Source organism: Acidovorax sp. YS12, assembly GCA_021496925.1.
Lineage (GTDB): Bacteria > Pseudomonadota > Gammaproteobacteria > Burkholderiales > Burkholderiaceae_C > Paenacidovorax.
In genome coordinates, this window is record CP053915.1 from 4,116,892 (window position 1) to 4,133,304 (window position 16,413).

The 16,413-nt window shown below is 71.0% G+C and carries 17 protein-coding genes; 6 read left to right on the plus strand and 11 right to left on the minus strand.

What is annotated here, in order from left to right; translation table 11 throughout:
• Positions 1 to 19: 19 nt before the first annotated feature.
• Complete coding sequence (locus YS110_18425) at positions 20 to 535, minus strand: CoA-binding protein (protein ID UJB66594.1); 516 nt, start codon at positions 533 to 535, stop codon at positions 20 to 22.
• A gap of 311 nt (positions 536 to 846) precedes the next feature.
• Here YS110_18425 and YS110_18430 point away from each other — a divergent pair, with 311 nt between their 5' ends.
• Positions 847 to 1,119 carry a hypothetical protein gene (locus YS110_18430; GenBank protein UJB66595.1) on the plus strand — a complete coding sequence of 91 codons (273 nt, stop codon included), beginning with the start codon at positions 847 to 849 and terminating at the stop codon, positions 1,117 to 1,119.
• A 79-nt stretch (positions 1,120 to 1,198) separates the two neighbouring features.
• Complete coding sequence (locus YS110_18435) at positions 1,199 to 1,642, plus strand: hypothetical protein (GenBank protein ID UJB66596.1); 444 nt, start codon at positions 1,199 to 1,201, stop codon at positions 1,640 to 1,642.
• Between the two features lie 144 nt (positions 1,643 to 1,786).
• On the opposite strand, the gene YS110_18440 is transcribed toward YS110_18435, so the two are convergent.
• Together YS110_18440 and YS110_18445 are read right to left on the minus strand one after the other, a co-directional pair.
• Positions 1,787 to 2,413: a thioredoxin family protein gene (locus YS110_18440; GenBank protein ID UJB66597.1), complete on the minus strand. Its 627-nt coding sequence runs from the start codon at positions 2,411 to 2,413 to the stop codon at positions 1,787 to 1,789.
• Positions 2,414 to 2,538: 125 nt separating this feature from the next.
• Entirely contained in the window at positions 2,539 to 4,746 is a 2,208-nt protein-coding gene (locus YS110_18445; GenBank protein UJB66598.1) for a thioredoxin family protein, read from the minus strand.
• A gap of 150 nt (positions 4,747 to 4,896) precedes the next feature.
• On the opposite strand from YS110_18445, the gene YS110_18450 reads away from it, so the two are divergent.
• Positions 4,897 to 5,268: a hypothetical protein gene (locus YS110_18450; GenBank protein ID UJB66599.1), complete on the plus strand. Its 372-nt coding sequence runs from the start codon at positions 4,897 to 4,899 to the stop codon at positions 5,266 to 5,268.
• A gap of 102 nt (positions 5,269 to 5,370) precedes the next feature.
• Positions 5,371 to 7,692, plus strand: a complete 2,322-nt coding sequence (locus tag YS110_18455) for a TonB-dependent receptor (GenBank protein ID UJB66600.1) — start codon at positions 5,371 to 5,373, stop codon at positions 7,690 to 7,692.
• A gap of 5 nt (positions 7,693 to 7,697) precedes the next feature.
• Here the strand turns inward: YS110_18455 and YS110_18460 are convergent, their stop codons facing one another.
• The gene (locus YS110_18460) at positions 7,698 to 8,702 is read right to left on the minus strand and encodes a hypothetical protein (protein ID UJB66601.1); all 1,005 of its coding nucleotides are present in this window, start codon (positions 8,700 to 8,702) and stop codon (positions 7,698 to 7,700) included.
• Positions 8,703 to 8,810: 108 nt separating this feature from the next.
• Between YS110_18460 and YS110_18465 the strand changes: the two genes are divergently transcribed.
• A complete protein-coding gene (locus tag YS110_18465; GenBank protein UJB66602.1) occupies positions 8,811 to 9,662 on the plus strand; it encodes a creatininase family protein in 852 nt (283 codons plus the stop codon).
• Between the two features lies 1 nt (position 9,663).
• Here YS110_18465 and YS110_18470 read toward each other — a convergent pair whose 3' ends face one another.
• Positions 9,664 to 10,179, minus strand: a complete 516-nt coding sequence (locus YS110_18470) for a hypothetical protein (GenBank protein UJB66603.1) — start codon at positions 10,177 to 10,179, stop codon at positions 9,664 to 9,666.
• A 13-nt stretch (positions 10,180 to 10,192) separates the two neighbouring features.
• Positions 10,193 to 10,864, minus strand: a complete 672-nt coding sequence (locus YS110_18475; protein UJB66604.1) for a histidine phosphatase family protein — start codon at positions 10,862 to 10,864, stop codon at positions 10,193 to 10,195.
• 176 nt (positions 10,865 to 11,040) lie between these two features.
• On the opposite strand from YS110_18475, the gene YS110_18480 reads away from it, so the two are divergent.
• Positions 11,041 to 11,502, plus strand: a complete 462-nt coding sequence (locus tag YS110_18480; protein ID UJB66605.1) for an RcnB family protein — start codon at positions 11,041 to 11,043, stop codon at positions 11,500 to 11,502.
• Between the two features lie 2 nt (positions 11,503 to 11,504).
• On the opposite strand, the gene YS110_18485 is transcribed toward YS110_18480, so the two are convergent.
• The 5 genes from YS110_18485 to YS110_18505 form a co-directional block, all read right to left on the minus strand.
• Positions 11,505 to 12,488, minus strand: a complete 984-nt coding sequence (locus YS110_18485) for a threonine dehydratase (protein UJB66606.1) — start codon at positions 12,486 to 12,488, stop codon at positions 11,505 to 11,507.
• A 62-nt stretch (positions 12,489 to 12,550) separates the two neighbouring features.
• Positions 12,551 to 13,399, minus strand: coding sequence for a PhzF family phenazine biosynthesis protein (locus tag YS110_18490; GenBank protein ID UJB67516.1), 849 nt, complete (start codon positions 13,397 to 13,399; stop codon positions 12,551 to 12,553).
• An 82-nt stretch (positions 13,400 to 13,481) separates the two neighbouring features.
• Complete coding sequence (locus YS110_18495; protein ID UJB66607.1) at positions 13,482 to 14,669, minus strand: PLP-dependent aminotransferase family protein; 1,188 nt, start codon at positions 14,667 to 14,669, stop codon at positions 13,482 to 13,484.
• Positions 14,670 to 14,788: 119 nt separating this feature from the next.
• Positions 14,789 to 15,703, minus strand: coding sequence for a DMT family transporter (locus YS110_18500; protein UJB66608.1), 915 nt, complete (start codon positions 15,701 to 15,703; stop codon positions 14,789 to 14,791).
• A complete protein-coding gene (locus YS110_18505) occupies positions 15,700 to 16,299 on the minus strand; it encodes a LysE family translocator (protein ID UJB66609.1) in 600 nt (199 codons plus the stop codon). The genes YS110_18500 and YS110_18505 overlap by 4 nt, the downstream gene beginning before the upstream one ends.
• Positions 16,300 to 16,413: the final 114 nt, after the last annotated feature.

Here is a 16,413-nt window from a genome sequence, read left to right on the forward strand (position 1 = left end):
ATGGGGTGCCCGTGCAGGGTCAGTACGGCAGTTGTTGCAGCCGCTTCGATGAGATCACCTTGGTGTTCACGCCCATCCAGCCCAGGCCGCCGAAGAGGCGTGCGTGCTCGATCTTCACGCAGCGGTTCTGCACCGTGAGAAGCCCGGCGCTCTCGGCGCGCGCCACGGCGGCCTCGTTGAACACGCCCAACTGCAGCCACAGGCACCGGGCGCCCACGGCCACGGCCTCCTCGGCCAGCGGCGGAATGTCTTCGCTCTTGCGGAAGCAGTCCACCATGTCGATTTTCGCGCCCTGCGCGGCCAGCGCGGCGGCGGCCTCGGTCACGCTGGCGTAGGCGGTCTCGCCCAGGATCTGCCCGCCCTCGCGTGCCACGGCCGGGTTCACCGGCACGACGCGGTAGCCATGCGCCTGCATGTACTTGGCGGCGAAGTAGCTCGGGCGGTGCCACTGGGGCGACAGGCCGACCACGGCCAGGGTGCGGCAGCGCGTGAGGATGCCTTGCAGGGTGCTGATGGTGTCGGGGGTACGGCTCATGCGCTGGAGTGTAGGGGGCTTTGCCGCGGCGACGTGGCTGCATGCTGGGGCGGTTTTCCATTTTGTACGTGTCCCCCAATCACACCTTGCAGTTTTGATGTTGGTGCGATGCTTTGCGCGGTGCCACTGTGGTAGATCAATTTGTGCTTTGGTTCTTGTTGCTTGTGGGAGTGTTCTGGACGAGGCTTTTTATTATTTCTATTTTTTCTTTGCTGTTGGGTAGGGCGAGCGGTCTAGTTCCAGTGCAATGGTGTGCTATCCGGCTATTTTCGATGAGAATGATGTATTCTTCCCCCGTCTGGAAGTGCGTTGTGCATGAACTGCCGATGGTTCCTGAAAATACGGTTGTTTTTGATGCGGCGTTCCCTTTTAAGACTTCAGAGACCAATATTTCTGCTTCCGATCCTTTGTTTTCTTCTGTGGCGATTTTTGTGGCGATGACGCGGCCTACGAAGATCTCCTGGGCGGATGCTGTCTGCGTCTCAAGGGTCATGGCATCTGTGCAACTGCAGGCGTACGCTGTTCTGAATGTGCAGGCGATTAATGCGATCGTGATGAATTTGCGTAGTTTTGGCATTTTTTGAAATCTGCGCATATCCCCTGCGCTCAGGGGCGTGTTGATCTTTTTGATTGGGGCATGTTTTGATTTTATTCCGTGCTGCTTTGCTCGCCTTTTTGTTTTTCTGCGCTATTGTCGAAGTCGGTGCAACAACCGTCAAGGCGGTCAAGTCCATGTCGTTGTATTTCGAGCCTGGGGCGGTAGCGCTGGCTGCGGCCGATAGAGTGCGTATCGCGCATTTTGTGGCGGATCTTCGTGCGGAGGCATGGTGTCCGGTTGTGGCTGTGATGGTCCATTCCTATGGGGCCAAATTGAGTGGGGCGCTTAAATACCGCTCGAATAGCCATTTGCGACTTCATTATGTTGTCGGTGTTTTGAGGAGAAGTGGGCTGCCGGTGGATGTGATCTACCCCGCCGAAGGCCATGACATCGTGGAGCGCTCAGTGGTTGAGGTGGAGGCGGTGGGCGTACCGTGGCACGAGGGGTGTCTTGCGCGGAGGCAGGAGGGATTTCACCTTCCTGCGGACAGGATGGCGTTGCCGCGTTGAGTGGCCTGCCGTGGGTGTGTTTCTGGGGGGGAATGCCCGGGCCACGCTGGACGAACGGCGTCCAGTGGGCTTTCGCGTCATGGGCTTGGTTTCGGCTGGGCTGGGCTATCGCACAGCGCCGTCGCGGGTTGGATGCGGGGGCTGCTACGGCTTGTACTTCACGCTGCACCCATACGCCTGTGTCACCGCCTGGGCCACGGGCCGGCCGGCCGCCAGGTCGGCCAGCGCGGCCTTGACGTAGTTGGTGGCCTTGGGAATGTCGGCCGGGCGGGCCGAGGGAATGCTGTCGATGGCGCCCGCGTACACCAGCGTGCCCTCGGGGTTGACGATGACCATGTGCGGCGTGGTGCGGGCGCCATAGGCATGGCCCACGGTGCCTTCCTCGTCCATGAGCACGGCCGTGGCCACGCCCTTGCGTTCGTGCAGCCAGTGGGCCAGCGCGGCGGGCTGCAGGTAGTCGCCGCTGCCCTTCTCGGTGGAGTTGATGGACAGCCACACCACGGCATGGTCGATGACGCCCTTCTGCGTGGCGGGCATGTTGCCGCTGTCGTAGTGCTTGCGCACGAAGGGGCAGCCGGGGTTGGTCCACTCCAGCACCACGGTCTTGCCCTTGTAGTCGGACAGGCGCACGGGCTGGCCGGCGGTGTCCTGCAGCGTGAAGTCGGGCGCGCGCTGGCCCACGGTGGCGCTGGCCTGGGCCAGCGATGGCAGGGCGCTGAACGCCATCAGGGCGGCGCTGGCGATCAGCGAGCGGCGGCAAAGCGTGGGCATGGCGGGTTCTCCTTCTTGGGGGGTGAAAGTCAAAAAAGATAGCTGCTTGCGCAGGTCTTGCTTCGTTTTTTCGCGCAAAGAACGGTAAAGACTTGCAAGCAAACCATGGCCCTGCAAGCGCTTTCTTACAGCGCCGCCAGTGCCGCGCGCAGGTCGCTGGCGCTGAGGATTTCGCTGAACACCACGGGCGCCTTGCCCGGCGCGTGCAGCACGTACACCGGCACGCCGCTGCGCCCGAGCTGCGCCAGCGCGGCGGTGATGGCGGGGTCGCGCCGTGTCCAGTCGGCGCGCAGCAGGGCCACGTTCCGGGCGGCCAGGTCGGCCAGCACCTCGGCATCGGCCAGCGTGGTTTTCTTGTTGTACTGGCAGGTCACGCACCAGGCGGCGGTGTAGTCGACGAACACGGGGCGGCCCGCGGCCACGATCTCGTCGGGCAGGCCGGGACGCCAGGGTTGCCATGCTCCTGAACCAATAGCTGGTTGCGCTTGATGTTCCTTGATTTCAACGATATTCGGCATCCAATTCCAGGCCAGCCAAGCGCAAGCAGCTATGGAAAGCGGAGCAATCAGCCAGCGCGCGGTGCCGCGCAACGTCAGCGCCCACACGGCCATGGACAGGGCCACCAGCAGCGCCAGCAGCGCCGCCGCGCCGTCGATGCCGGTCTGCTGGCCCAGCACCCACACCAGCCACACCACCGTGGCCAGCATGGGGAAGGCCAGGAAGCGGCGCAGCGTCTGCATCCATGCGCCGGGGCGCGGCAGCGCGCGCGCGAAGGCGGGCAGCCAGCTCGCCAGCAGGTAGGGCAGCGCCAGGCCCAGGCCCAGCGCGGCGAAGATGCCCAGCGCCTGCGCGGCGGGCAGCGTGGCCGTGAGGCCGAGCGACGCGCCCATGAACGGCGCCGTGCACGGCGAGGCCACGGCCACGGCCAGCACGCCGGTGAGGAATGCGTCCGCCACCGGGTGGCGCGCCTGCAGGCCGGCCAGCGACGACGGCAGCATGCGCCCGAATTCGTACACCCCGGCCAGGTTCAGCGCGATCAGCGTGAACAGCGCCGCCAGCGTGGCCACCACGGCCGGCGACTGCAGCTGAAAGCCCCAGCCCACGGCCTCGCCCGCGGCGCGCAGCCCGAGCATGAGCGCGCCCAGCCCGAGGAAGGACAGCAGCACGCCCGCGGTGTAGGCCAGCCCGCTGATGCGGTGGGCGCGCGTGTCCTGCGCGTGGCGCGCGAAGCCCACCACCTTGATGGCCAGCACCGGGAACACGCAGGGCATCAGGTTCAGCACCAGCCCGCCCAGCAGCGCGCCGAGCAGGGCCACCAGCCAGGTGCCAAGGGGCGCGGCGGCGGGGGCGGCCGCCGGGCCAGGTGCCGGGGTGTTGCCCAGCTGCGCATTGGCGCGCAGCGCCGCCTCCAGCGCGGGCGAGACGGTGGCGGCGGCGGCCAGCGCGGGCCAGCCGCCCTCCACCGGCAGCTCGGCGCGCCAGCCCTGGCCGCCGTGCGCCAGCACCACGGGCAGCGGCTCGGGGCTGGCGCTGCGCTGGGACGACAGGGGGATGCGCGCCGTCCACACTGCGCCTTCCCACGCCTGCGTGTACGGCGCGGCGGTTTCGATCACGCTGCCAGTCTCGGCAAAGAACTCCAGCGCCTGCCCCCGCAGCGCAGCGGGCAGCTGGGCCACGCGCAGCAGCAGCGCGCCGTCCTGCACGCGGGCGCTGCTGCTGCCGTCGTTGCTGGCGGGCAGCGCCTGCGGCGCAGCCTGGCGTGCGGCGGCGAAGGCGGCGGCGTCCAGCGCCGTGGTGCTGCGCAGCGGCAACTGCAGCGTGAAGTGGCCTTCTTCCGGAATGCACTCCTTGCGGCACACCAGCCACGAGGCCTGCAGCTGCACCGTCACCTCCTTGGCCAGCGGCCCGGGCGCGAAAGCGCCCGACACCGTGACTGGCACGGGCAGCAGCACCTGCCCTTCGTAGCCATAGTTGGCCAGGCTGCCGATGCGGATCTTGTGCGGCACGGGCCAGGCGATCTCGCCCGCGTCCATGCCTTCGGGCAACTGCCATTCCAACTGCGTGGGCAGGCCCGAGTCGCCGGGGTTCTTCCAGTAGGTGTGCCACTCGGGCTGGTGCGTGATGGAGAGGCCCAACCACAGCGGCTGGCCCGGCCCCACGCCCTCGGGCGCATGGGCCACCAGCTCGGCCTGCACGTACGGCGTGGTCACCACGCTGCTGCCGGCAGTGGCCGATGTCTTGAGGGAGATTTGCGCGCCAGCGCCCGTGGATAAAGCGCTGGCAGCTATCAGAAAAAGAGCATGCAGCAGGCGCTGCAAAGAATGGAGGAGCATGGCGCAGGGTGGGAGCGGCAGGGCCGGGCATTGGTTCCCCGGGCGCGCTGACGGGCAGGCCGGCGCAAAGAGGCCACGGGGCGTGGGGCCAATGGTAGCGGGCGCTATGATCGGCGCCCCCTCTTCCCCGCGCTTCCCGCTCCGCCCGGCATGCCGCTGTTCCACCACCTCCGCACTCTGGCGCTCGCCTTCCTGGGCCGCGCGGTGCTGGCGTGGTTCGCGCTGTCGCTGGGCGTGGCGGTGGCCTCGCCCCTGGTGGACCCGCAGGGGCTGGAGCTGGTGTGCTCCAGCACGGGGGTGATGAAGGTGGTCGCCCGGCAGGACGGTGGCGCGCCGGCCGCCAGCGCGGCCCACCTCGACTGTCCCATGTGCATGTCGCTGGCGGCGCCCCCGCCGCCCGCGCCGGCCGGCGCGCTGCCTCCGCCGTCCGCGCTGTCGCATGTGCTGCGGCCCGTCGCCGCCGCGCGCCTGGCCGCCGCCACGGCCGCGCCGCCACCCGCGCGCGGGCCGCCCCGCCTCTGAGCTTGCCTTTCCGATGCTTCGCTGCATGCCTGCCCCCGGGGGCGGCGTGCCGCATCGTCCCATGCAAGTGATGGCGCCGGGCTGGCGCCGCAGAGGTTATCCATGAACAAGATTTTCGTGCCGCTCGTGCTGGGCGGTGCCCTGGCCTGCGCGCAGGCCAGGGCCGGTGAATCCGGTGAGTCCGGCGAGGCGCCGGAGCGCGCCAGGTCGCTCGGCGTCGTCACCGTGAGCGGCGGGCAGCCGAGCTCGCTGCCCACGCAGATTCCCACCACTATCGAGGGCGTGACGCGCGAGGAGATCGACGCGCGCATCAACGCCACCGACAGCGAGGACGCGCTCAAGTACCTGCCGAGCCTGCTGGTGCGCAAGCGCTACATCGGCGATTACAACCACGCCATCCTGTCCACGCGCGCCTCGGGCACGGGCAACAGCGCGCGCTCGGCCGTCTATGCCGACGGCATCCTGCTGTCCAACTACCTGGGCAACGGCATCGCCAACGGCACCAACTACGCGCCGCGCTGGGGCCTGGTGACGCCCGAGGAGATCGAGCGCGTGGACGTGATGTACGGCCCGTTCTCCGCGGCCTACCCGGGCAACTCGGCCGGCGCGGTGGTGGACTACGTGACGCGCATGCCCACCCGGCTGGAGGCGCACGTCAGCGCGGGCTATTCTTCCCAGCCGAACGACCTGTACGGCACCCACCGCAGCTTCAACAGTTGGCAGAGCAGCGCCTCGCTGGGCAGCAAGAGCGGCGACTGGTCGTTCTGGGTCAACGTGCACCGCACCGACAGCCAGGGCCAGCCGCAGACCTTCACCACGGTGCCCGTGGCCTCGGGCACGCCGGGCGCGGCGGGCACGCCCGTGTCCGGCGCCGTGCCGGGGCTGAACACCACGAACACGCCGTGGTACATCCTCGGCACCGGCACGCAGTACCACACGGTGCAGGACCACGCCAAGCTCAAGCTGGCCTACGACCTCACGCCCACGCTGCGCGCGAGCTACACCCTGGGCTGGTGGGACAACCGCTCCGAGGGGCGCCCCGCGAGCTTTCTGACGGGGCCGGACGGCCAGCCGGTCTACAGCGGCGTGGTGAACATCGGCGGGCGCAGCTACACCCTCGCGCCCACGGCGTTCCCGCTCACCAACGACGCGCAGACGCACACCATGCACGGCGTATCGCTCAAGCGCCATACGCAGGGCGTGTTCGATTGGGAGCTGGCCGCCAGCCTCTACGACTACGGCAGGGACCGCCAGCGCGCCCCCGCCGTGGCCCTGCCGCAGGCCGCCGCGGGCGGGCCCGGCACGCTGCAGCGCCAGGACGGCACGGGCTGGAACACCCTGGCCGCCAAGGGCACGTGGCGCCCGCAGGGCGCGCGCGGGGAGCACATCGTGGACTTCGGCGCGGGACGCGACGCGTACAAGCTCGGCATCGACAAGCTGAACGTGGCGGGCAACTGGATCGACGGCGCCGCCGACCCTGCGTCGCCCGTGAGCAGCGTGGGCGGCCGCGCCGAGACGGTTTACCTGTGGGCGCAGGACGCCTGGCGCTTCGCGCCGCGCTGGACGGCCGTGCTGGGCCTGCGCTGGGAGGACTGGACGGCGCACGACGGCTTCACGGCCACGGCGGGCAGCCAGCAGGCCTACGGCCGGCGCAGCGCGTCGCACTTCTCGCCCAAGGCGGCGCTGGCCTACCAGTGGCGCAGCGACACCGTGCTCAAGGCCTCGGTGGGGCGCGCGGTGCGCTTTCCCACGGTGGGCGAGCTGTATGGCGCCACCTCGGGCGGGGCGCTGTCGTTCATCAACGACCCCGACCTGCAGCCCGAGACGTCGTGGACCGGCGAGCTCTCGGCCGAGAAGGACCTGGCGGACATGGGTGGGGGCCTGGCGCGCGCCACGCTGTTCCACGAGACCACGCGCGACGCGCTCTACAGCCAGCCGATACCGGGCACCACCGTCTCGCGCGTGCAGAACGTGGACAGGGTCCGCACGCTGGGCCTGGAGCTGGCCTACAGCGGCCAGCCGGCATGGATGCGCGGGCTGGACCTGGGCGCGAGCCTCACCTACGCCGACTCCCGGATCGTGGCCAACGCCGCCAACCCCGCGAGCGTGGACAAGTGGCAGCCGCGCGTGCCGCGCTGGCGCGCCACCGCCTACGCCACCTGGCAGCCCGACGACCACTGGGCCCTCACCGTGGCCGCGCGCTACAGCGGGCGCCAGTACTCCAGCCTGGACAACAGCGACGTGAACGCCTTCGCCTACTTCGGCGCGAGCAAGTACTTCACCGTGGACCTGCGCGCGCGCTACAGGCTCACGCGGCAGCTCTCGGCGGCGCTGGGCATCGACAACGCCAACAACTACCAGTACTGGAACTTCCACCCCTATCCGCAGCGCACCTACACGGCCTCGCTGCGCTGGGATCTGTGATGTGATCAGCGCTTGCGCGCCGCCGCCGCTCCTGCCTTCTTGCGGATGCAGTAGTAGTAGGCGTTGCTGCCCCTGGGGTTGCGGTTGGGCACCACGCGCTCGTCGGCCGACTGCTGGGCCACGTAGAGCTGGCCGGTGCGCATGTGGTACAGCCGGTCGCTCTTGGCCTCGATGCCGCCGTGGTAGACGCCGGACGACTCGCCCACCTCCATCTCGTTCTCGGTGGGCAGTTCGGCGCCCTGGGTCTGGCAGTAGCGGCTGGCCGCTTCGAGCGACACCATCTGGTCGCGGTGGCCGGGCGCGGGCTGCAGCCATTCGCGGTCGGCCAGCGGGTTGCGGTACGGCGCGAAGCGCGTGCTGTAGAAGTAGTGGAACACGTCCTGCGCCAGCGCCGCGGCGGCCTGCGAGGCCAGCGCCGTCGCGGTGAAGCTCTGCGAGCTGCCGTCGGCCGGCTTGAGCAGCGTGGCCGTGACCTGGATTGAGCTGCCCTCGGTGCGCGCGTAGGTCATGTACACCAGCAGCGTCACCTGCCCGGCCTTGGCCTTGAGCGCGGCCAGCGCGGTGGCGTCGAGCAGCGCCGGGCGCTGCAGCTCGGCCGGGGTGATGCCGGCGAAGTCGAAGCGCAGCTTGGGCGTGCGGATGGAGGTGGCGCGCGTGAGCCGGTCCAGCTCGCTGATGAACAGCACGTTCAGGCTGCGCCCCAGCTCGGCCAGCGCGGCGCGCTCGTGGTGGGCCTGCAACTGGTCCACTGCCTGCAGCGCGGCGATGGTGGTGGCCGGGTCGCCCTTGGCGGCGTGCAGTTCGTCGAAGATCTTGCGGTCGGCGGCGTACTCGGCGAAGTCGGTGGCGCGCACCACCGGAATGTTGGGCCAGACGACGAACTGCTGCCCCTCGGGGTCGCGGAAGTCCGCCGCCGCGAGGCCAGGCAGCGCCAGCAGCACGGCGGCCAGGCAGCAGCGTTGCAGGTGGCGCAGGAGCAGGAGCAGAACCGGGGAAAAGGGCGTGGGCATGGGCGGATCAAGGCGCAGTGTGCGCCTGGATTGTGCCGCCGCCCCCGGCCCGGCCAAGGGCCGAGAAAGCGGCGCAAGCGGGCGCAATTCAGCCGCTACCATGCCGCCATGCCTGCACCTTTGCTGAATTCCTGGCCCGCGCGCCACTGGGCCGACGTCTCCACCCGCGACTTTGCCGCCGCGCAGGCCTCGGGCCTGGCGGCGCGCACCGTGGCCGTGCTGCCCGTGGCGGCCGTTGAGCAGCACGGGCCGCACCTGCCGCTGTCGGTCGATGCCACGCTGCTGCAGGGCGTGATCGACGCCGCGCTGGCGCTGCTGCCGGCCGACGTGCCCGCGCTCTTTCTGCCGCCGCACAACGTCGGCCTGAGCACCGAACACCTGTCCTACCCCGGCACGCTCACGCTCTCGCCGGCGACGCTGATCGCGCTGTGGAGCGAGCTGGGGGCGTGCGTGGCGCGCGCCGGGGTGAAGAAGCTGCTGCTGTTCAACGGCCACGGCGGCAACGTGGCGGCCATGGACATCGTGGCGCGCGAGCTGCGCCAGCGCCACGGGCTGCTCACCTACAGTGCAAGCTGGTTCAGCCTGCCGCTGCCCGACGCCGTGCAGGGCCTGTTCAGCGCGCAGGAGCACCGCTTCGGCATCCACGGCGGCGAGATCGAGACGTCGATGATGCTGCACCTTGCGCCCGCCACGGTGCGCATGGAGGAGGCGCGCGACTGGCGCTCCACCTCGCAGGACCGCGCCGAGGCGCATGCCATCCTGGGCAACGGCCGCAGCGCCAAGATGGGCTGGGCCATCGAGGACTACCACCCGGCAGGCGCCGTGGGCAACGCCGCCGCCGCCACGGCCGACAAGGGCCGCGCCGTGGTGCAGGCGGCGGGCGAGGCGCTGGCGCAGCTGCTGTCGGAGCTGCATGCGCTGCCCTCGTCCACGGTCGGCGCGCCCGCGCAGCCGCTGTGATTCAGCCGCCGATGTCGATCCATTCGCTTTCCCAGTGGTGCAGCGCCTCGCGCAGGATCAGCAGTGCCGCAGCGAAGTCCGGGCGCTGGGGCAGGGCCGGGTCGGCATGGCCAGGGCGGTGCGCCTGGCTGGCCAGGCGGCTGAACAGGTGTTCCACCGCCGCGCGTGACAGGCGGGCGGGGCGGGCGGCCAGATCGGCCCCTGCGGCCTGGGCCACCTCGCGCAGCAGCGGGCTGGCCGTGCGCAGCACGTAGGGCGTCCCCGGCAGCACGCGCGCGGCGGGCATCACCGCATCCTCCACGGAGGCGATGGCGTGCTCCAGCGCCAGCGCCGCGGGCATGCGCTGGCCAAAGGCCTGCGCCACCGTGCGCCAGCCCAGGGGCGCGGCGTAGGGCGCCGCCGGGAGCGGCGGCACGAGCCGCAGTTGGTCGGGCTCCAGATGCAGGTCGAAGGTGGCGGGGTGTGCGGGTGTGTGCGGCATGCCCCGGTTGTACTCCGGTGCGGGCTGGCGCGCCATGCCGTGCCGGGCGTCAGGCGTGGGTGACCAGCGCGGCGTGTTCCGGCGCGTCCAGGTGCGGCAGGGTGTTGAAGGTCTGCAGCATCAGCCGCTTGGGCGAGAGGGAGAACTCCGTCACCGCGCTGTTGCGGATGCGCATGTTCAGCGCGATGGTCACTTCCGGCGCCGTGCCCAGCACCTGGCCGACGGCGGTGGAGATGGGGCCGCCGCTGCTCACCAGCAGCACGTTCTGCCCGGCGTGCGCGCGGCGCACGAGCTCCAGCGCGGCGTGCACGCCGCCCGAGAAATCATCCCAGCTCGGCATGCCCTGGGGGCTGATGGTGCCGCCCATCCACTGCGCCAGCGCGTCGCACAGGATGCGGAAGTGCTGGCGGAACAGCTCGGGCGTGTCCGGCTTGGCCAGGGGGGCGGGGTGGATGGCGCGGATCAGCGCCAGGCTGTCGTACTCGTCCAGCCCGGGCAAGGCCTGGGCCGGGGGCAGCGGGCCCAGTTCATCGCCGATGCCGGCCAGGGTTTGCGCGTGGCGCTGCAGCGTGCCGGTGAGCACGGCATCGAAGCGCAGGCCGCGCGCGCGCCAGTACGCGCCCAGGCGCTGCGCCTGCTGCAGGCCGCGCGGGCTGAGTTGGTCGTAGTTGGCGGCGCCAAACGAGGCCTGGCCGTGGCGCACGAGGTAGAGGGTTCCCATGGCGGCGATTGTCCGGAGGCGCCGCGCCGCGGCCTGTCTCCGCAGCGACGGCGGCGGGCGCGCTGTTGCATCGGGTGACAAGCTTCACCGGCCGTGCATGTTTGCGACATGTGCGGGCGCGCGGGTGCGCCGCAGAATGGGCGCATCGCTTCCCCCCACCGCGAAAGGACGACACCATGCACAACGCATACCGCCGCGCCAGCGCCGCCTTCGTGGCGGCGGCGCTGCTGGCGACTTCATCGCTGGCCATGGCGCAGCCCCATCGTCCGCCGCCCGGCCACGACGGGCGCCCGCCGCCGCACGCCGCGCCGCCCGGTCATGAGAGGCGCCCGCCGCACGCTGTACCACCGCGCCCCATGCCGCCGCACGCCCGGCCGGGCCACCGGCCGCACATGCCGCCGCCGCATGCGCAGGGGCCGCATTTCCACGGCCAGCGCGGCGCCGGACCGCAGCACGACTGGTACCGCGGCGCGCGCATTCCGCCACCGTACCGTGGGGGCCATTACGTCGTGAACGACTGGCGCGTGCACCGGCTCGCACCGCCGCCCCGGGGCTACCACTGGGTGCAGTACGGGCCGGACTACCTGCTCGTGGCCATCGCCACCGGCGTGATCGCGCAAATTATTTTTAGCAACTGACTTCAGCAGGACGCGCCGCCGAGCACGCGCGCGAAGACCGCCGCGTCCACGTTGCCGCCAGTGAGGGCCACGCCCACGGCCTGGCCGGCAATGTGCTCTTTCTCCTGCAGCGCGGCGGCCAGCGCGGCGGCGCCCGCGCCCTCGGCCGCGTTGTGCGTGTCGGTGTAGAGGGCGCGCATGGCGGCGGCCACCTCGGCGTCGCTCACCTGCACCACGTGGTCGAGGTGCGGCGCCAGGATGTCGAGCGCGGCCTGGTCGGCCACGCGGCAGGCCATGCCGTCGGCCAGTTCCGTGGTCACGGCGCTTTCCACCACGCGGCCGGCGGCGATCGAGTCGGCGTAGGTGGTGGCGTGGCTGCTGACCACGCCGACGATGCGCACGCCGTGCCCCAGCGCCTGCTTGGCGGCGATGGCGGCGCACGCCCCCGAGCCCTGGCCGATGGGCACGTAGGCCACGGCCATGTGCGGCACGGCGCGCAGGAATTCCCACCAGTACGTGGCCACGCCGCGCAGCAGGTCGGCGTGGAAGCTCGGCACCATGTGCGCGCCGCGCTCGGCGGCCAGGCGCATGGCGTGCTCGCGCGCCTCCTGGAAGTCGCTGCCGTGCTCGACCAGCGTGACGCCCAGCGCGCGCATGGCGGCGTTCTTCTCCTGTGAGTTGCCGCGCGGCACGACGATGGTGCAGGCCACGCCGTGGCGGCGCGCGGCCCAGCCCATGCTCTGGCCGTGGTTGCCGCGCGTGGCGCTGATGACCTCGCGGGGCAGCGCGCCGCGCCGCGCGAGCTGGTCGAAGTAGGTCAGGCCGCCCCGGATCTTGAACGCGCCCACGGGCGTGTGGTTCTCGTGCTTGAGCCAGCACTCGGCGCCCAGGCGCTGGCCCAGCAGCGCCCAGCGGTACTGCGGCGTGGCGGGAAAGTCCTGGTAGATGAGCTGGGCGGCGGTCTCGATGTCGGCCAGGGTGGGCAGGGAGGATGCGGGGTTTTTCATGGTCGAAATGGCCTCTGGGCCTTGCTGGTAAAGCGCGGGAAGCTATTGAGTTGATAGTACGGTCAGAGCAGTACCGTGCCGTCAATGCACGTCACGCTGCTGCCGCCGACCCAGATGTGGCCGTCTTCCTGCGCAACATGGACGAGTCCGGCGCGCTGCAGCGCCGTGCCCTGGCGTGCCACATAGCGCGCCGGGGCCAGCCCGGCGCCGATGAGCCATTGCGCCAGTGCGGCGTTCAGGCTGCCGGTCACGGGGTCTTCGGTCAGGCCGTTGTTGCCGGGGAAGAAGGCGCGCACCTCGAAGGCGATGCCCTCGGCGCCGCTGGGCGCCACCACGCCCACGTCCAGGCCGGCGAGCAGGGCGGTGTCGGGGCGCAGCGCCAGCACCTGCCGCGCGTCGCGCAGCATCACGCCGCGCCACTGCGGGCCGTTGTCGCACCAGGCGTGCGCGGCGATGTCGCCGCGCGCCACGCCCAGGCCCTGGGCGATGCGCTGCACGTCGGCTTCGTCCAGCGGGCCGCTGCGGCGCAGCGGCGGCGCGGCAAAGGCCAGCCGGCCGCCGTCGCGGCGCAGCGTGACCAGGCCCACGCCGCATTCCTGCACCACCACGCCGTCCTGGCGCGGCTGGCCGCCGGCTTCGAGCCAGGCATGGCAGGTGCCCAGCGTGGGGTGCCCGGCAAAGGGCAGCTCGCGCCCCGGGCAGAAGATGCGCACGCGGTAGTCGGCCCCGGCCGCGCGGCCTTCGGCCGTGGGCGGCAGCACGAAAGTGGCTTCGGACAGGTTGGTCCAGTGCGTGAAGTGCTGCATGGCCTCGGTGGCCAGGCCCGTGCCGTCCAGCACCACGGCCAGCGGGTTGCCGCGGTAGGCCTCGGCGGTGAAGACATCGACTTGCTTGAAAGGGCGTTGGCGCAGGGGCATGGCGTTTTTCCAGGGTGTGGCAGGCCACGCCCCTGGCGCGGGCCAGGGGCGGGTTGCTGCGGGAGCAGGGGGGAGGTTAGGTGCGCGCCAGGCGCGCGCGCACGGCGTCGGCCAGGGCCTTGACGCCGGCGTCGATCTGCGCCGGGCTGGCCGTCACGAACGACAGGCGCAGCGTGCGCGTGTCGGGTGCCTCGGCGTAGAAGGCCGCGCCGGGCACGAAGGCCACGTTGCGCTCCACGGCCTCGGGCAGCAGGTCGATGGCGTTCATGCCTTCGGGCAGGCGTGCCCACAGGAACATGCCGCCGTCCGGGCGGCTCCAGGCCACGCCCAGGCTGGCCAGCTCGCGCTCCAGCGCGGCGTGCATGGCATCGCGCTGGCGCTTGTACAGGGCGCGGATGGTGGGCACGTGGCGGTCCAGGAAGCCGTCCTTCAGCACCTCGGCCACCATGCGCTGGTTGAAGCTGGGGCTGTGCAGGTCGGCCGCCTGCTTGGCCTGCAGCAGCTTGGGGTAGATGGCCTGGGGCGCCACCACGTAGCCCAGGCGTAGGCCCGGCGCCAGCACCTTGGAGAAGCTGCCCAGGTAGATGCAGCCCTCGGGGTTGCGCGCCGTCAGCGGCGCGGGCGGGGGCTGGTCGAACCACAGGTCGCCGTAGGGGTTGTCCTCGACCAGGGGCACGCCCAGTTCGGCCGCCTTGGCCACCAGCGCGGCGCGGCGCGCCTCGCTCATGGTGCGGCCCGTGGGGTTCTGGAAGTTGGGCAGCAGGTACATGAAGCGCGCGCGCCCGCTGCCGTGCCCGGCCGCCAAGGCGAAGTCGTCCACCAGCGGGCCTTCGTCGTCGCTGGCCACGCTGACGATGGTCGGCTCCATGGGCGTGAAGGCCTGCAGCGCGCCCAGGTAGGTGGGCGTTTCGACCAGCACGCGGCTGCCTTCGTCGACCAGCACCTTGGCCACCAGGTCCAGGCCCTGCTGCGAGCCGGTGGTGATCAGCACCTGGGCCGGATCCACGTCCCACGGCAGCCACTGGGCCACGGCCTCGCGCAGCGCGGGAAAGCCTTCGCTCGCGGCGTACTGCAGGGCGGCCGGGCCGTCCTGGGCCAGCACGGTGGCGGCGGCGCGCGCGAAGTCATCGACCGGAAAGGTCTTGGGCGAGGGCAGGCCGCCCGCCAGGCTGATGATGCCGGGCTTTTCGGTGACCTTGAGGATCTCGCGGATCACCGAGGGGTTCATCTTGGCGGCGCGTGCGGCCAGGGTCCAATTCGTCATTCAGTATCTCCAGGGGCGCACGCCAGGTGCGCCGGATCGTTCAGAAAATGCCGTTGTGCGGCGGGCTGCCGCCCTGCGGGTGGGGCGGCGGGTGCAATGGTATCTGGCAAGCACCGGGGTCATGACAGCCGCTTGCCCGCCACCACGGTGGCCACCACCGCCAGGGCGAAGCCGAGCGTTACCACGTCCAGCGGCTCGCCCAGCAGCGGGATGGCGGCCAGGATGGAAAAGAACGGCTGCAGCAGCTGCGTCTGGCTCACGCGCAGCGCGCCGCCCAGGGCCAGCCCGCGGTACCAGGCGAAGAAGCCGGCCCACATCGAGAACACGCCCACGTACAGGAAGCCGCCCCAGGCCGACGGCGCGATGGGCTGCGCGGGCCACAGCCACAGCGTGGCCGGCAGGGTGGCCGGCAGCGCCAGCAGGCACACCCAGCAGATCACGCGCTCGGCCCCCAGCGCGGGCGTGATGCGCGCGCCGTGGATGTAGCCCACCGAGGCCGCCACCACCGCGCCCACCAGCAGCGCGTCGGCCGCCTCCAGGCCAAAGCCATGGCCCTGCTGCCCGCCGCGCAGCAGCGAGAACGCCACCACCAGCACGCTGCCCAGCACCGCGCACACCCAGAAGCCCAGGCGCGCGCGCTGGTGCAGCACCAGCGCCGCCACGCCCGCCGTCACCAGCGGCAGCAGCGCCGTGACCACAGCCGCGTGGCTGGCCGTGACGCTGCGCAGCGCGTACGCCAGCAGCAGCGGGTAGCCCAGGGCATTGCCCAGCACGGCCCAGCCCAGGTGCTTGAACTGGTGCGGCTGCGGGCGCGGCGAGCGCGTGGCCAGCAAAAAGACCGCCGACAGCAGCCCCGCCAGCGCCGCGCGGCCCAGCGTGACGAACCAGGGCGAGAGCTGGGGCTGGTCGTGCGTGCCCGTGGCCAGCCGCGTGGCAGGCAGGGTGACGGCGAAGATCGCCACGCCCAGCACGCCGAGCCACAGGCCCAGGGTCTGGTCCCGGCGCGAGGGGTGAAGGGATGGATGGGCGCTCATGCTGTCACCATCCAGGCCGCAGTGAGCACCAGCACCAGCGCCATGGCGCGGTTGAACCACAGCAGGCGCTGCCCGCGCGCCAGCCAGTGGCGCAGCAGCGCCCCCGTGGCGGCGTACAGCAGGTTGCTGGCGAGGGCGAAGAACGCCATCACCGGCAGCACCACGGCCAGGCGCTCCAGGCTGTCGGCGCGGCCGATGACCCAGCCGGCCACGATGGTCAGCGCCAGCAGCCAGGCCTTGATGTTGACGAACTGCAGCGCCGCGCCCTGCCAGAAGCCCACGTGCATGCGGTGCGCGTCGGCCTCGGCCAGGCGGTGGCTGCCGCTGAGCTTCACGGCCAGCCACAGCAGGTAGGCGATGCCCGCGCCCTTGATGGCCCAGCGCAGCGCGGGCGCGGCCACCACCAGCGCGCCCACGCCGCCCGCGCACAGCAGCAGCAAGGCGCTCCAGCCCACCGGCACCGAGAGCACGAAGCGCAGCGCATGGCGCAGCCCGTGGTTGGCCGCCAGGGCCGTGGACAGCGTGGTGTTCGGCCCGGGGCTGAAGCTCATGGCGGTGGCCAGGAGCAGCAGGGCGGTGAATTCGGCAGTGGGCATGTTGATTTTTGGGGTGCGTGGGCGTTCAATGTAGGGCTTTCACCATTACAGTGCCAATACAGTTTGACTGACAAAAACAACCGCTGTATTGGCCGCCGCATCACTACAGGCCCC

What these genes read in the sequence shown, in the direction of transcription:
- YS110_18425 (UJB66594.1), bottom strand. Translation starts at nt 535, where the DNA reads ATGAGCCGTACCCCCGACACCATCAGCACCCTGCAAGGCATCCTCACG.
- YS110_18440 (UJB66597.1), bottom strand. Translation starts at nt 2,413, where the DNA reads ATGCCCACGCTTTGCCGCCGCTCGCTGATCGCCAGCGCCGCCCTGATG.
- YS110_18445 (UJB66598.1), bottom strand. Translation starts at nt 4,746, where the DNA reads ATGCTCCTCCATTCTTTGCAGCGCCTGCTGCATGCTCTTTTTCTGATA.
- YS110_18450 (UJB66599.1), top strand. Translation starts at nt 4,897, where the DNA reads ATGCCGCTGTTCCACCACCTCCGCACTCTGGCGCTCGCCTTCCTGGGC.
- YS110_18455 (UJB66600.1), top strand. Translation starts at nt 5,371, where the DNA reads ATGAACAAGATTTTCGTGCCGCTCGTGCTGGGCGGTGCCCTGGCCTGC.
- YS110_18460 (UJB66601.1), bottom strand. Translation starts at nt 8,702, where the DNA reads ATGCCCACGCCCTTTTCCCCGGTTCTGCTCCTGCTCCTGCGCCACCTG.
- YS110_18465 (UJB66602.1), top strand. Translation starts at nt 8,811, where the DNA reads ATGCCTGCACCTTTGCTGAATTCCTGGCCCGCGCGCCACTGGGCCGAC.
- YS110_18470 (UJB66603.1), bottom strand. Translation starts at nt 10,179, where the DNA reads ATGGCGCGCCAGCCCGCACCGGAGTACAACCGGGGCATGCCGCACACA.
- YS110_18475 (UJB66604.1), bottom strand. Translation starts at nt 10,864, where the DNA reads ATGGGAACCCTCTACCTCGTGCGCCACGGCCAGGCCTCGTTTGGCGCC.
- YS110_18480 (UJB66605.1), top strand. Translation starts at nt 11,041, where the DNA reads ATGCACAACGCATACCGCCGCGCCAGCGCCGCCTTCGTGGCGGCGGCG.
- YS110_18485 (UJB66606.1), bottom strand. Translation starts at nt 12,488, where the DNA reads ATGAAAAACCCCGCATCCTCCCTGCCCACCCTGGCCGACATCGAGACC.
- YS110_18495 (UJB66607.1), bottom strand. Translation starts at nt 14,669, where the DNA reads ATGACGAATTGGACCCTGGCCGCACGCGCCGCCAAGATGAACCCCTCG.
- YS110_18500 (UJB66608.1), bottom strand. Translation starts at nt 15,703, where the DNA reads ATGAGCGCCCATCCATCCCTTCACCCCTCGCGCCGGGACCAGACCCTG.
- YS110_18505 (UJB66609.1), bottom strand. Translation starts at nt 16,299, where the DNA reads ATGCCCACTGCCGAATTCACCGCCCTGCTGCTCCTGGCCACCGCCATG.